The sequence below is a fragment of the Streptomyces sp. NPDC097640 genome (assembly GCF_040302705.1).
Lineage (GTDB): Bacteria > Actinomycetota > Actinomycetes > Streptomycetales > Streptomycetaceae > Streptomyces.
The window spans coordinates 165,714-179,370 of record NZ_JBEOSB010000018.1; the positions used below are offsets into that span (position 1 = coordinate 165,714).

At 70.6% G+C, this 13,657-nt stretch carries 10 protein-coding genes; 2 read left to right on the plus strand and 8 right to left on the minus strand.

Translation table 11 applies throughout. The features are described 5' to 3' along the window. Positions 1-21: 21 nt before the first annotated feature. The 5 genes from ABTY62_RS27510 to nrdR form a co-directional block, all read right to left on the minus strand. Positions 22-912 (minus strand): ADP-ribosylglycohydrolase family protein, encoded by an 891-nt coding sequence (locus ABTY62_RS27510; RefSeq protein ID WP_352132081.1) that lies wholly within the window; start codon positions 910-912, stop codon positions 22-24. Further along, positions 909-1,583: a histidine phosphatase family protein gene (locus ABTY62_RS27515; protein WP_352132082.1), complete on the minus strand. Its 675-nt coding sequence runs from the start codon at positions 1,581-1,583 to the stop codon at positions 909-911. The genes ABTY62_RS27510 and ABTY62_RS27515 overlap by 4 nt, the downstream gene beginning before the upstream one ends. Positions 1,584-1,666: 83 nt before the next feature. Continuing rightward, a complete protein-coding gene (locus ABTY62_RS27520; RefSeq protein WP_352132083.1) occupies positions 1,667-2,272 on the minus strand; it encodes a YdbC family protein in 606 nt (201 codons plus the stop codon). 218 nt (positions 2,273-2,490) lie between these two features. Then, positions 2,491-5,364, minus strand: coding sequence for a vitamin B12-dependent ribonucleotide reductase (locus tag ABTY62_RS27525; RefSeq protein WP_352132084.1), 2,874 nt, complete (start codon positions 5,362-5,364; stop codon positions 2,491-2,493). 113 nt (positions 5,365-5,477) lie between these two features. Further along, positions 5,478-5,999, minus strand: a complete 522-nt coding sequence (gene nrdR, locus ABTY62_RS27530) for a transcriptional regulator NrdR (protein ID WP_311723797.1) — start codon at positions 5,997-5,999, stop codon at positions 5,478-5,480. A 441-nt stretch (positions 6,000-6,440) separates the two neighbouring features. Here nrdR and lexA point away from each other — a divergent pair, with 441 nt between their 5' ends. Further along, positions 6,441-7,244, plus strand: coding sequence for a transcriptional repressor LexA (gene lexA / locus ABTY62_RS27535; RefSeq protein WP_352132085.1), 804 nt, complete (start codon positions 6,441-6,443; stop codon positions 7,242-7,244). Between the two features lie 95 nt (positions 7,245-7,339). On the opposite strand, the gene ABTY62_RS27540 is transcribed toward lexA, so the two are convergent. From ABTY62_RS27540 to ABTY62_RS27550, 3 genes are all read right to left on the minus strand, one after another. Next, positions 7,340-9,346 (minus strand): ATP-dependent DNA helicase, encoded by a 2,007-nt coding sequence (locus ABTY62_RS27540; RefSeq protein WP_352132086.1) that lies wholly within the window; start codon positions 9,344-9,346, stop codon positions 7,340-7,342. A gap of 113 nt (positions 9,347-9,459) precedes the next feature. Next, positions 9,460-10,155, minus strand: a complete 696-nt coding sequence (locus ABTY62_RS27545) for a GNAT family N-acetyltransferase (RefSeq protein ID WP_352132087.1) — start codon at positions 10,153-10,155, stop codon at positions 9,460-9,462. Positions 10,156-10,211: 56 nt separating this feature from the next. Then, on the minus strand, positions 10,212-12,215 hold the full coding sequence (locus ABTY62_RS27550; RefSeq protein ID WP_502997530.1) for an IucA/IucC family protein: 2,004 nt from the start codon (positions 12,213-12,215) through the stop codon (positions 10,212-10,214). A gap of 251 nt (positions 12,216-12,466) precedes the next feature. Here ABTY62_RS27550 and ABTY62_RS27555 point away from each other — a divergent pair, with 251 nt between their 5' ends. After that, a complete protein-coding gene (locus ABTY62_RS27555; RefSeq protein WP_352132089.1) occupies positions 12,467-13,654 on the plus strand; it encodes a trypsin-like serine peptidase in 1,188 nt (395 codons plus the stop codon). Positions 13,655-13,657 lie beyond the last annotated feature (3 nt).

Sequence of the window (13,657 nt, forward strand, 5' to 3'; positions counted from 1 at the left end):
GTCAGCGACTGTCAGCGCCTGTCAGCCCGACGTCGGGACCCAGTCCGGGAGCGGCTCGGTACGGCCCTGCCACTCGCCCGGCGGCGCACCGGCCTCCGCGGCCGCGAGGACACCCCCGACGATGGCGCAGTTGGTGTCCACGTCCCCGCCCACCTGGGCGGTTGCCCAGAACGCCTCCTCGAAGGCGCCGAGGTGGCGGGCCGCCGCCCACAGGGCGAACGGCACGGTGTCGTGCGCGCTGGTCCGGCGGCCGCAGCCGAGCACCGCGGCGACGGTCCCGGCGTCCGCGTAGTCGAGCATGTCGCGGGCGCGGCGCAGCCCGGCCTGGACGGCGCTGCGCGGCACCAGCGAGATCACCCGGTCCAGCAGGGCCTCCGGCCCGCCCGCGCCGGCCGGGTCGCCGGCCAGCGACGCCGCCGCTGCCACCGCCATCGCTCCCGCCACGGCCTCCCGGTGCTGGTGCGTGGTGTACGCGGAGATCTCCGCCTGGTGCGTGGCCTGCTCCGGGTCGCCCGCGTACCAGGCGCCCAGCGGCGCGATCCGCATCGCGGCGCCGTTGCCCCAGGAGCCCTGTCCCTGGAAGAGGCCCGCGGCCAGCTCCCGCCAGTCCCCGCCCTGTCTGATCAGCCGGAGCATCCGGTTCACGGCGGGGCCGTAGCCTCGGTCGAAGTCATGGTGCTCGGCGAAGGACCGGGCGAGCGCGTCCTGGTCGATGCGGCCGTGGGCGGCCAGGACGGCCAGCACGGAGCCGGCCATCTCGGTGTCGTCCGTCCACTGCCAGGAGCCGGGCGGCAGCTCGCGCCGACCCAGCAGCGGATAGTTGACGGGCACGAAGAACTGGGAGCCGAGGGCGTCGCCCACGGCCAGCCCACGCAGGCTCCGCAGGGCCCGCTGGAATCGGTCGTCGGTCATGCCCACGCACTCCAACTGGTCAGGCCGTAGGGTTCGGGGGCGCACCAGCGCTGGAAGGGCCGGTCGATGTGGTAGCGCCCGTCGGAGCCGAGCAGCAGGGTCCGCGTCTCGCCATTGTCCGGGTTGGACAGCGACTCGAACTCCGCGACGGTCCAGTGCAACCAGCGCATACAGAACAGCCGCATGGTCAGCCCGTGGGTCACCAGCAGGACGTTCGGCGGGTGGCCGGGGTCCTCGAAGCTGCGCCACAGGCTCTCCAGGAAGGCGCCCACCCGGTCGTAGACATCGGCGCCCGACTCGCCCTGGGCGAAGCGGTAGAAGAAATGCCCGTAGGCGTCCCGGTAGGCCTTCTGCTTGCGGACGTCCTCCCGGTCCTGCCAGTTTCCCCAGTCCTGCTCACGCAGCCGGGGCTCCTCCCTGACGCGGGTGCGCGCCGGGTCGAGGCCGAACAGGTCCAGGGTCTGGTGGGTGCGTCGGTACGGCGACACATAGACCGAGACCCGCTCGTCGGAGAAGGTCGCGCGCAGCCGCTTGCCCGCCTCGACCGCCTGCCGCCGCCCGGTCTCCGTCAGCCTGAGGGCATGGTCGGGCACCCGTTCGTACACGGTGTCATCGACGTTCCCCTCCGATTCGCCATGCCGTACGAGAACGATGCGCCGGGGTCGTGCCATGCGGCCACCCTAGGCCACCGGTCTGTCGTCGCCCATCTCGCACTGGCGGCCGGTGACCGGCGGCCCGGCAGCCGGTCTCGCGTTCACACCGTCCAGGAGGACTCGATGCCGACGACATCGCCCGCGATCGCGGCCACATCCGCCTCGGTCTGCGCGCGCAGCCCGAGGCGTTCCACCCGCTCGGTGCGGTACTTGCCGTGCTCGGCGGCCGAGTCCCACATCGACAGCACGAGGAACTCATTTCCGGGAGCCTCTCCGAACACCCCGCGCAACATCCCCGGCGACCCGGCCATCGCCGGATTCCACACCTTCTCCTGCACCAGCGTGAAGTGCTCCACCCGGTCCGCGTGCACCCGGCTGTGCGCCACCCGCACCACGTCCGCGTCGGTGAACCGCGGCTGGAAGCCCACCTTCACATCGAAGCGGTGCTCGAACAGCCGCACCTGCATGTCTCTGTACGTACCCGACTGCGCCGCCGCCAGCCGGTCGTGCGAGCGCGCCATGAAGGAGTCGTAGAACGCCCTGCTCTCCCAGAACGCGAAGACATGCGCCACGTTCGGCCGCCCCCGGCTCCAGCCACCGCCCTGCCCCCGGAATCCCGGTTCACCGAGCAACCCCGCCCATTTCCGCTGCCCCCGCTCGAAACCGCGGCGGTCCACCACGGTGCAGCGAATCCACTTGACCAGCACCGCGCCATCGTACGGCCCCATAGGTGGCCCGCATCACGGACTGAAGGAGTGGACTACGCGTGAGGGTCGCCCGGCGGCAGCACGTTCGAGGTTCCGCGCGGCCGTGCGCCCCGCGCACGCCCCGAAGAGCCCCAACGAGCGGCAAAGAGCGCCAAAGGCGGGGCACGGTCCGAAGGCCCGCACCCCGCCTCAGCGGTTCGTCCCCGAAGGGCCGGTGATCAGCTACAGCCGCTGGTCGAACCGCAGCCCTCGCACAGGTAGCAGCTGCCCGCCCGGCGCATCTTCGTCCCGCAGGAGAAGCACAGCGGCGCGTCGGCGTTCAGCCCGAACTGGATCTCGGCGAGCTCGGTGGAGCTGTGCGCCTGCTTCGGCGCCGGGGGGACGGCGCGCGGCTTGGAGGTGGCGGCCTGCGGGGCGTCCACGTGGCGCGGGGCCGACTGTGCCAGGCCCTCGACGTCCACCTCGGCGTCGTCGATGGACTGCTCGTACGAACCGGTCTCCAGGTGGCGCTGGCGCTCCTCCGCGGAGTGGATGCCGAGCGCCGACCGGGTCTCGAAGGGCAGGAAGTCCAGCGCCAGCCGGCGGAAGATGTAGTCGACGATCGACTGCGCCATCCGCACGTCCGGGTCGTCCGTCATCCCGGCCGGCTCGAAGCGCATGTTGGTGAACTTCGAGACGTAGGTCTCCAGCGGCACGCCGTACTGGAGGCCGACCGAGACGGCGATCGAGAAGGCGTCCATCATGCCCGCGAGGGTCGAGCCCTGCTTGGACATCTTCAGGAAGACCTCGCCGAGACCGTCGTCCGGGTAGGAGTTCGCCGTCATGTAGCCCTCGGCGCCGCCCACCGTGAAGGAGGTCGTGATGCCGGGGCGGCCCTTGGGGAGGCGCTTGCGGACCGGGCGGTACTCGACGACCTTCTCGGCCTCGGGCGCGGCCTGCTCGGCGGGCTTCTCCTCCTTCTTCTTGGCGGAGAGCGGCTGGCCGACCTTGCAGTTGTCGCGGTAGATCGCCAGGGCCTTCAGGCCCAGCTTCCAGCCCTCGAAGTAGATCTCCTCGATCTCCTCGACGGTGGCCGACTCCGGCATGTTGACCGTCTTGGAGATCGCGCCCGACAGGAAGGGCTGGGCCGCGGCCATCATCCGCACATGGCCCATCGGCGAGATGGAGCGCTCGCCCATCGCGCAGTCGAACACCTCGTAGTGCTCGGGCTTCAGCCCCGGCGCGTCAATGACGTTGCCGCTCTCGGCGATGTGGGCGACGATCGCCTCCACCTGCTCCGGCTGGTAGCCGAGCCGCTTCAGCGCCTTGGGGACCGTGTTGTTCACGATCTGCATGGAGCCGCCGCCGACGAGCTTCTTGAACTTGACCAGGGCCAGGTCCGGCTCGATGCCCGTGGTGTCGCAGTCCATCATCAGGCCGATGGTGCCGGTCGGTGCGAGCACCGACGCCTGGGCGTTGCGGAAGCCGTTCTTCTCACCGAGGCGGATCACGTCCTGCCAGGCCTCGGTGGCCGCGGCCCACACCGGCGTGTCCAGGTCGTCCATGCGCTTGGCGGCGCCGTTGGCGTCCGAGTGCTGCTTCATGACGCGCTTGTGGGCGTCGGCGTTGCGGGCGTAGCCGTCGTACGCGCCGACGACCGCCGCCAGCTCGGCGGAGCGCCGGTAGGACGTGCCGGTCATCAGCGAGGTGATGGCCCCGGCCAGGGCCCGGCCGCCGTCGCTGTCGTAGGCGTGGCCGGTGGCCATCAGGAGGGCGCCGAGGTTGGCGTAGCCGATGCCCAGCTGACGGAAGGCGCGGGTGGTCTCGCCGATCTTCTCGGTCGGGAAGTCCGCGAAGCAGATGGAGATGTCCATCGCGGTGATGACGAGTTCGACGACCTTGGCGAAGCGCACGGCGTCGAAGCGCTGGCGGCCCGCTTCATCGTCGTCGAGGAACTTCATCAGGTTGAGCGAGGCGAGGTTGCACGAGGAGTTGTCCAGGTGCATGTACTCGCTACAGGGGTTGGAGGCGGTGATCCGGCCCGTCTCCGGCGAGGTGTGCCAGTGGTTGATCGTGTCGTCGTACTGGATGCCCGGGTCGGCGCAGGCCCAGGCCGCCTCGGCCATCTTGCGGAAGAGCGCCTTGGCGTCGACCTCTTCGAGGGTCTCGCCGGTCATCCGGGCGCGCAGTCCGAACTTCGAGCCGGACTCCACGGCCTTCATGAACGTGTCGTTCACCCGGACCGAGTTGTTGGCGTTCTGGTACTGGACGGACGTGATGTCGTCCCCGCCCAGGTCCATGTCGAAGCCCGCGTCGCGCAGCGCGCGGATCTTCTCCTCCTCCTTCACCTTGGTCTCGATGAATGCCTCGACGTCCGGGTGGTCGACGTCGAGGACGACCATCTTGGCGGCCCGGCGGGTCGCGCCGCCCGACTTGATCGTCCCGGCGGAGGCGTCGGCGCCGCGCATGAAGGAGACCGGCCCGGAGGCATTGCCGCCGGAGGAGAGAAGCTCCTTGGAGGAGCGGATACGGGAGAGGTTCAGGCCGGCTCCGGAGCCGCCCTTGAAGATCATCCCCTCTTCCTTGTACCAGTCGAGGATCGACTCCATGGAGTCGTCGACGGAGAGGATGAAGCAGGCGCTGACCTGCTGCGGCTGCTTGGTGCCGACGTTGAACCAGACCGGCGAGTTGAAGCTGAAGACCTGGTGCAGCAGGGCGTAGGTGAGCTCGTGGTCGAAGATCTCGGCGTCCGCGGGGGAGGCGAAGTAGCCGTGCTCCTCACCGGCCCGGCGGTAGGTGCGCACCACCCGGTCGATGAGCTGCTTCAGGCTCGACTCGCGGTCCGGAGAACCGACCGCGCCGCGGAAGTACTTGCTTGTGACGATGTTGACCGCGTTCACCGACCAGAAGTCGGGGAACTCGACGCCACGCTGCTCGAAGTTGATCGAACCGTCGCGCCAGTTGGTCATGACGACGTCACGGCGCTCCCAGACCACCTCGTCGTACGGATGCACGCCGGGGGTGGTGTGGATGCGCTCGATACGCAGGCCCTTGGCCGCCTTGCTTCCCTTGGAGCGGGAACCTCGTGCCGGGCCGCTCGTCGTCTCTGTCATTCCGCCTCCCTGTACGGGCAAAAACGCCCTGATGTGCCGTTTTCTTCCCGCGGCACGGTGTATGTCGTTCATCCGAGGGCACTACGCCCCCGGCAGGCCTTGGCCGCCGCGACTCAGTCGGTGGCGGTGGCGGGCGCGGGGACCTCCGCGGCCCCGTCGGCGCCGGGCCCGCGGTCGTTCGCGGGAGGCCGTTGCTGGTTGCGCAGCTCCGTGACCGCGGCCTCGAAGTCCTCGAGGGAGTCGAAGGCGCGGTAGACGGAGGCGAAGCGGAGGTATGCGACGAGGTCGAGCTCCTGGAGCGGGCCGAGTATGGCGAGCCCCACGTCATGGGTGGACAGCTCCGCGCTGCCGGTGGCCCGCACGGCCTCTTCCACCTGCTGACCGAGCTTGGCGAGGGCGTCCTCGGTGACCGGGCGGCCCTGGCACGCCTTGCGCACCCCGGAGATGACCTTGTCGCGACTGAAGGGCTCGGTGACCCCACTCCGCTTGATCACCATCAGTGACGCGGTCTCCACGGTCGTGAAGCGACGCGAGCAGTCGGGGCACTGGCGGCGCCTGCGAATCGAACAACCGTCGTCGGTGGTCCGGCTGTCGACGACTCGACTGTCGGGGTGCCTGCAGAAGGGGCAGTGCATGACTCCGTACCCTCCTCACCCTCAAGAACGGCGTATAGCTGATGTGCTTCGGCATGCTTCGACCGGCCCTCACAGGCCTTTCGAAGCGACCACAAGCATAGGCGAAGCGCTCGGTTGCGAATAACCGGGGACCACAATCTGTGGGCGGCTGACTCCATCTAACCACTAGATGTGGTGCCTGACATCCAGCCGCAGCGGCGGCGTGTCCCGACTCGCGAGCAGGCACGAGACTACGCGAAGCCCACCGGCCGCCACGCCACCGGGGGTGAGGATGTCAGACTGGGCACCGCCTCACCGACCACCACATCAATCGCCCTATACACCCAATCCTGTGATCACGTCAGCTCATCTGCGAAATTTCACTCGAACGTGTGTTTGGCGCAACCTTTCGAAAGCAACTACCGTTGCCCTACTAGGGAGAACATCTCGAGAGGGGCCGTCGTGACCACCACCACAGAGAGCGCCACCATCACCGCCCAGGAGCGTTCCCAGAGCCGACTCGAACACACGCACGCGATGAACCAGGGCCACCCGATGAATGACGCAGCCACGAACCCGGAGGGGCAGAAGCCCGCGCGCTCCCTACCCGGCCGACCTCCAGGCATCCGGGCGGACAGCTCCGGGCTGACCGACCGGCAGCGCCGGGTCATCGAGGTCATTCGCGACTCTGTGCAGCGGCGCGGCTACCCGCCGTCCATGCGTGAGATCGGGCAGGCGGTGGGCCTCTCCAGCACCTCCTCCGTCGCCCATCAGCTCATGGCTCTGGAGCGCAAGGGCTTTCTGCGGCGCGACCCGCACCGGCCCCGGGCGTACGAGGTGCGCGGCTCCGACCAGCCCAGCGCCCAGCCCGCCGACACCACCGGCAAGCCCGCCGCCTCGTACGTTCCCCTGGTCGGCCGGATCGCGGCCGGTGGCCCGATCCTCGCCGAGGAGTCCGTCGAGGACGTCTTCCCGCTCCCCCGGCAGCTCGTCGGTGACGGTGAGCTCTTCGTCCTGAAGGTCGTGGGCGACTCCATGATCGAGGCCGCCATCTGCGACGGTGACTGGGTGACGGTGCGCCGCCAGCCCGTCGCCGAGAACGGCGACATCGTCGCCGCGATGCTCGACGGAGAGGCGACGGTCAAGCGCTTCAAGCGGGAGGACGGCCATGTGTGGCTCCTCCCGCACAACGCCGCGTACCAGCCGATCCCTGGCGACGAGGCGACCATCCTGGGCAAGGTGGTCGCGGTGCTGCGCCGGGTCTGAGCTCGGCGGGTCCAGGCGCGTCGACCCTCCGCGCCCAGTGACCGGGCCCCGGAACCTCTGCGCCGGTTCCGGGGCCCTGCTGTGTCCGCGCCGTGCTACGCCTGGGCCTTCTTGGCCACGGCGTCAATGGCGGCCAGCGAGCGGCGCACCTGATTGCGGTCGGTCGTGTACCAGAAGTCCGGCATGGACTTGCGCAGAAAGGAGCCGTAGCGGGCCCGCTCGACACGCGGGTCCAGCACGGCGACGACCCCGCGGTCCCCGGAGGCGCGCACGAGCCGGCCCGCCCCCTGAGCCATCAGCAAGGCGGCATGTGTGGCCGCTACCGCCATGAAACCATTGCCACCGGCCTCCTCCACGGCCTTCTGGCGAGCGCTCATCAGCGGGTCGTCGGGGCGCGGGAACGGCACCCGGTCCATCACCACCAGCTGGCAGTTCGGGCCGGGCACATCGACGCCCTGCCAGAGCGAGAGCGTGCCGAACAGGCAGGTACGGGCATCGGCGGCGAAGGTGCGGATCAGCTCCCCGAGCGTCTCCTCGCCCTGAAGCAGGATCGGCATGTCGAGCCTGCCGCGCAGCTCTTCCGCGGCCGCCTGGGCGGCGCGCATCGAGGAGAAGAGGCCGAGCGTCCGGCCGCCCGCGGCCTCCACCAGCTCGGCGAGCTCGTCGAGCATGTCCGAGCGGCTGCCCTCGCGGCCGGGCTGGGCGAGATGCTTGGCGACGTAGAGGATCCCCTGCTTGGAGTAGTCGAAGGGCGAACCGACGTCGAGCCCCTTCCACGGGGGCGGGGCGTCCTCCTCGCCGTCGGCGCCCTGGACGCCCTCGGGAGAGAGGCCGAGCGAGGCGGCCACGCCGTTGAAATCCCCGCCCAGCTTGAGGGTCGCGGAGGTGAGGACCACCGACCGGTCCTCGAAGAGCTTCTCGCGCAGCAGACCCGACACCGAGAGCGGGGCGACGCGCAGCGAGGCGCCGAAGCGGTCATGCCGCTCGTACCAGACCACGTCGTACTCGGAGCTGTCCACGATGCGCTCGGCCACCTGGTGGATGTTCTCCACGGAGGCGAGGGCCTGCTTGCGCACGGCGTCCTCGTCCTGGACCGAGGCGTCACGCGTGGCGCCGAGCGCCGAAATGACCGTACGCGACGCGTCGCGCAGCGCCATCAGGGCATAGCCGAGGTCCTCGGGGATCCCCTCGAGGCGACCGGGCAGCGCCAGCTCCATGAGCCGCTCGAAGGTCTCGGCGGCGGTCTGGAGGGCGTCCGCCGCCTTCTCGTTGACGAGCTTGGCGGCGCGGCGCACGGCGCGGTTGACCTGGCCCGGGGTGAGCTCGCCGCTGGCGACTCCGGTGACCCGGGAGACCAGCTCATGGGCCTCGTCGACGATCAGCACCTCATGGCTCGGCAGGACGGGCGCGCCCTCGATGGCGTCGATGGCGAGCAGCGCGTGGTTGGTGACCACGACCTCGGCCAGCTTGGCCCGCTCCCGGGCGGCCTCGGCGAAGCATTCGGCACCGTAGGCGCACTTCGACGCGCCGAGGCATTCCCGCGAGGAGACGGAGACCTGGGACCAGGCGCGGTCGGAGACGCCGGGAGTCAGATCGTCGCGGTCGCCCGTCTCGGTCTCATCGGCCCAGTCCCGCATCCGCAGCAGGTCCTTGCCGAGCTTGCTGGTGGGCTCGGCGGCCTCGAACGGGTCGAACAGCCCGGCTTCCCCCGACTCGGCGTCCTCCTGCGGCACGCCCTCGTGGAGGCGGTGCAGACACAGGTAGTTGGAGCGGCCCTTGAGCATGGCGAACTCGGGGCGGCGGCGCAGCAGCGGGTGCAGGGCGTCGACGGTGCGCGGCAGGTCGCGCTCGACGAGCTGACGCTGAAGGGCGAGGGTGGCCGTGGCGATCACGACACGCTCTCCGTGCGCGAGGGCGGGCACGAGGTAGCCGAGGGACTTTCCGGTGCCGGTGCCGGCCTGGGCCAGCAGATGGGAATTGTCGCCGATCGCCTCGGCTACGGCTTCGGCCATGGCGACCTGGCCGGGGCGCTCGGTGCCGCCGACGGCGGTGACGGCGGCATGCAGCAGGTCGGCGAGTGGCGGCGGGGACGATGCAGTCATAGGCCTGTCAGCCTACGCGGCGGCACTGACATCACGGGGCGGATCTCCTGGCGCGGAACCGGAACGGGTCGGGCGGTGTATGGAAGGCAGAGGCGCGAAGTGGCGCCGGCGGATCACAGGAGGTGGCGCAGGGTGCGATCCCGCAGCATGAGGGCCGCGTGTTTGTCGGGCAGTTCCATCTCGGCGGCGAGACGGAAGCCGGCGCCGAGGAAGGCCGCCACGCAGGGGCTGTTCCGCAGATCGGGTTCGGCGACCACCCGGCCGCAGGAGGGTCGCCGGTCGAGGGCGAGGTCGGCCACGGCGCGCAGCAGGGCCGTGCCGATGCCGCGGCCCCGATCGCGCACGCTGCCGATGAGCAGATGGAGACCCGTGTCATGCGGCCGGGCCGGGTAGTACCGGGCCAGGGGGGCGAGGTCCGCGCGGTACACCTCCCAGTAGCTCATCGGCACCCCGTCCAGGACCCCCAGGCAGGGCACGCTGCGGCCGTCGCCGTCGAGCTGGGCGCGCAGATGCCGCGCGGTGGTCTCGTCGGGGCCGGACAGTTCCCAGAAGGCGGCGACGGCCGGGTCGTTCATCCATCGGGCGATGAGCTCGACATCGCGCTGGAGGTGGACCGGTACGAGCTGGAAGGCGCCCACCGCCGTGCCGGCGGCCCCCCACTGGGCGACCCCGTCGAGCAGGTCCGGCCGATCGGGGACCTCCGCCCCGGCGAGGTGCTCTTCGGCAAGGCGTGCGGCGCGCTCCTCGGACGGCCGCATGTCGAGGGTGTCCTCGGTGCTGGAGCCGGTGCCGGAGTCGGTGGGCGGCATGGCGGCGCTCTCCTCTTGTCGTTACCGGGGCGTCGTGGGGCGCCAGGCCGTGGACGTCATGCGTGGGAAGTCACCGATCGGAACAGGGGGTTGGGGATGGAGACATAGACGGACTGGGTATCCACCGGGCCCACAAGCTCGTCCAGGCCGCGCAGCCGTGTGAGCAGATTGGCCTTGCAGCGCAGGGTGGGCGCCTCCAGGAGCCTGGCGGGCAGTGTCGAGCGGGTCTTCGCGGGGCCGGACGCGGCCTCGGCGAGGAAGCGGCGGAGCGCGGCCAGCAGAAGGTGCTCGTCCGCGAGCCGCTGGGAGCCGAACGCACCCATCAGGCCCAGGATGTTGTTGACGCCGAGGTAGTAGGCGAACCGTTCGTCGGCGACCTCGTCGGAGACGAACGTGTCGCTGAGGGCCCCGAGATCGGACAGTCGCCGCTGGAGTTCGGGGCGCCGGGACTCACGGAAGTAGTAGCCCTGGTTGTCGCGGTAGCGGCCGCCGATCGGCCAGCCGTCGATGTCCAGCAGCACCAGGGTGTTCTGCTGGTGCGCCTCCAGGGCGATGCCGGCCTCCCCGTCCAGCCAGAGCACGGGCCGTACGACGGTGTGCAGATACCGCAGGAACCACTCGGCACTGACGGTCGCGGGGCGGCGGCCGGTGCGGGCGGCGAGCCGGGCGACGATCCGTTCGAGCCGTGAGCACATCGCGCTGTGGTCCGGCCAGGGGCGGAGCGAGGTGAGGCCTGCCAGACACACGGCCTCGTCACCTGGGCCGAACGGGTTGTGCCGGATGACGACATCGACTCCGGTCAGCGGAGTGCCGTCGGGCTTGTCGACCGCGAGCCAGGCGGGGTCGCGGACGATGTCGAAGCCGGGGCGCCCGGGGCAGGCCGCCCGCCACTGCCCGGAGAGGCCGCTGCGCAGCAGCCGGTGCACCTCGACGCCACGGCACAGCTCCTTGCGGAGGTTCTCGCGGCGGGAGTTGGTGATCCGCAGGCCGAGCGACAGCTTGAGCATCGCGGGTGCGCCGGTCCGGTACACGGTGCGGATGGAGGAGGTGGGATGCCAGTGTTCGCCGGCCGGTCCCAGGTCGTGCAACAGCCCCGCGTCGAAGAGCGCGGCGGCGTCCGGGCGGTACCGGATCTCCCGGGCCTGCCAGGGGTGCAGCGGCAAGGGGACGGTGCCCGGCGGAAGTTCCGGGTCGGGGCCCGCGAGCGAGAGGGCCAGCCGTTCGGCGGGCACGGTCCGGCCGCGTTCGGTCCAGGCCGAGTCACAGGCCAGCACGGAGCGGTCGACGGCGATCCAGTGCAGGGGGAAGGAGCCACGCGACTCCGGTGAGAAGACGGCCGATTCGGCGTCGGAGAGCCCCTCGCGGCTGTTGGGCGTGGGATGGAGGGGGTGCCCGAGGAGAAGGGACTGTTCGGCGGTCAGAAAGGGGGTGTCCGTGGCGGGATCGGCGGGGGCGGCCCGTCGGCGGGACAGAAACCGGGCGGTGTGCTGCACGGAGTTCGCGACGCGGCCGACGAGTTCGGTGGTCCCGGCCCGGGCACCGAGCCGCTCGGTGCCGTGGTCCGCCTCCCGGCCGAGGAGGGAAGCGAGGGTGACCGCGTCGAGGGCGGGCGCGTCCTGGGCGCCGCCGTCGAACACGGGTGGGCCGAAGCGATGCCATCCGGTGGCTGACCAGTGGCGCACTGGCACGAGCAGCGCGGTGTCGGTGGCGGGGAGCGGGATGCGCAGGGTGTCCGCGTCGGGGGGAGCGGCGCCGCTCTCGCGTACCCAGCAGCGCAACAGGTTCTCGGTGGCGCAGGCGTCCGCCGCGGCCCAGGGGTCGGGGTGGTCCAGCGGATCGTCCGGGGCGTCGTACGGGTCGAGCTCTGGGACGTCGCGCGGGGAGCCGCCCAGCGGGGCCGGGAGGCTCGCGGGGCTCTGACCGCGGGGCGCGCTGTCGGTGCGGCGGCCCTGCCGTGGGACGACCGCCGCCTCGGCGCCTGCTCCGTCCTGGCACCGCTCGGCGGCGGTCCGCAGTGCCGGCGGAAGGTGTGGGCGGTGTTCCCCGGGGGAGTGCGGCATGTCGGGTGCGGGCACGGCTTCGGTCCTCCTGCTGCTGAGCGCCTTTCGGCTGTCCCCCGCACGTACCAACGACGCGTGGGGCGTGGGATCACGGGCAACCGGAAGATCCGTGTGACTGGGAACCAAGGACCCGGCTCCGGCCGTCGTAGGCGGCACCGGCATAGTGGGGGCCGTCCCATCCTCGGGGGCGGTGCATGACAAATTCACAGCAGCACTCAGAGCAGCCCAGAACATCAGGGGGAGTTCCGTCCATGCCATCCAATCGCCAGCAAGCCTCGCGCTCACGGTTCCTGGCCGCCGCGGCCATCGCCTCGGTGCTGGCGCTGACCGCCACGGCGTGCGGCCCCTCGGACGACAACGCGGAGTCCGAGCCGACCGCTTCCTCGTCTCAGAACGCCGGCGACGTCACCCTTCCCGACAACCTCGACGACAAGTTGAAGGACCTCGGGATCGACCTGGACAAGTGGAAGAACGGCGCCTGGAACAAGTGGGACAAGGACGACTGGCTGCGTGAGGCGGGCGACTTCATCAACCCGATCATCAAGGACCTCTGGAAGCCGGACCGGATGAAGGAGGCCCAGGAGCCCGACACCCCGGTCGACGACAACGACATCTCGGGTGACCAGGGCATAACCGACCCCGACCCGCAGCCGGTCACGGCCAAGCAGGTCGCGAGCCCCTACAGCGCCAACGTCCCCGAGGCGGGCAAGGTCTTCTTCGACGGCCCCCAGGGCTCGATGGTCTGCTCCGCCACCGTGGTGCAGGACCCGGCGCACCCGGGCAAGTCCAACCTGGTGTGGACGGCGGGCCACTGCGTCCACGCGGGCAAGGGCGGCGGCTGGTACAAGAACCTGATGTTCGTCCCCTCGTACAACGACGCCGGCAAGTCGGCCGCCGAGCTGGAGAACGCCACCAAGGAACAGCTGGCCCCCAAGGGTGTCTGGTGGGCCGACTGGGCGCAGACCTCCTCGCAGTGGATCGACAACGGCGCGGCCATCGGTGGCAAGGGCGCCCCGTACGACTTCGCGGTGTTGCATGTGAAGCCGGAGAACAGCGGCGGCAAGTCGCTCGAGGAGACGGTCGGCGGCGCGCTGCCGGTCGACTTCAACGCCCCGGCGGTGAAGTCGATCAGCGCGATCACGGCCACGGGCTACCCGGCCGCGCCGCCCTTCGACGGCCAGAAGATGAACCAGTGCACGGACAAGCCCGGCCGGCTCTCGCTCGACGCCAAGCAGCCGACGATGTACCGCATCGGCTGCACCATGACCGCGGGTTCGTCCGGCGGCGGCTGGGTCGCGACCGGCTCGAACGGCAAGCCGGCGCTGGTGTCGAACACCTCGATCGGCCCGTCCAACGCCACCTGGCTGGCCGGCCCGCACCTCGGCCCCGAGGCGAAGGCCCTCTACAACGCGGTCAGCAAGAAGTTCGCCAACCAGTAGGAC

Excerpts from the sequence above, each read along its gene's own strand:
- ABTY62_RS27510 (WP_352132081.1), bottom strand. The coding sequence starts at position 912 with ATGACCGACGACCGATTCCAGCGGGCCCTGCGGAGCCTGCGTGGGCTG.
- ABTY62_RS27515 (WP_352132082.1), bottom strand. The coding sequence starts at position 1,583 with ATGGCACGACCCCGGCGCATCGTTCTCGTACGGCATGGCGAATCGGAG.
- ABTY62_RS27525 (WP_352132084.1), bottom strand. The coding sequence starts at position 5,364 with ATGACAGAGACGACGAGCGGCCCGGCACGAGGTTCCCGCTCCAAGGGA.
- nrdR (WP_311723797.1), bottom strand. The coding sequence starts at position 5,999 with ATGCACTGCCCCTTCTGCAGGCACCCCGACAGTCGAGTCGTCGACAGC.
- ABTY62_RS27540 (WP_352132086.1), bottom strand. The coding sequence starts at position 9,346 with ATGACTGCATCGTCCCCGCCGCCACTCGCCGACCTGCTGCATGCCGCC.
- ABTY62_RS27545 (WP_352132087.1), bottom strand. The coding sequence starts at position 10,155 with ATGCCGCCCACCGACTCCGGCACCGGCTCCAGCACCGAGGACACCCTC.
- ABTY62_RS27550 (WP_502997530.1), bottom strand. The coding sequence starts at position 12,215 with ATGCCGCACTCCCCCGGGGAACACCGCCCACACCTTCCGCCGGCACTG.
- ABTY62_RS27555 (WP_352132089.1), top strand. The coding sequence starts at position 12,467 with ATGCCATCCAATCGCCAGCAAGCCTCGCGCTCACGGTTCCTGGCCGCC.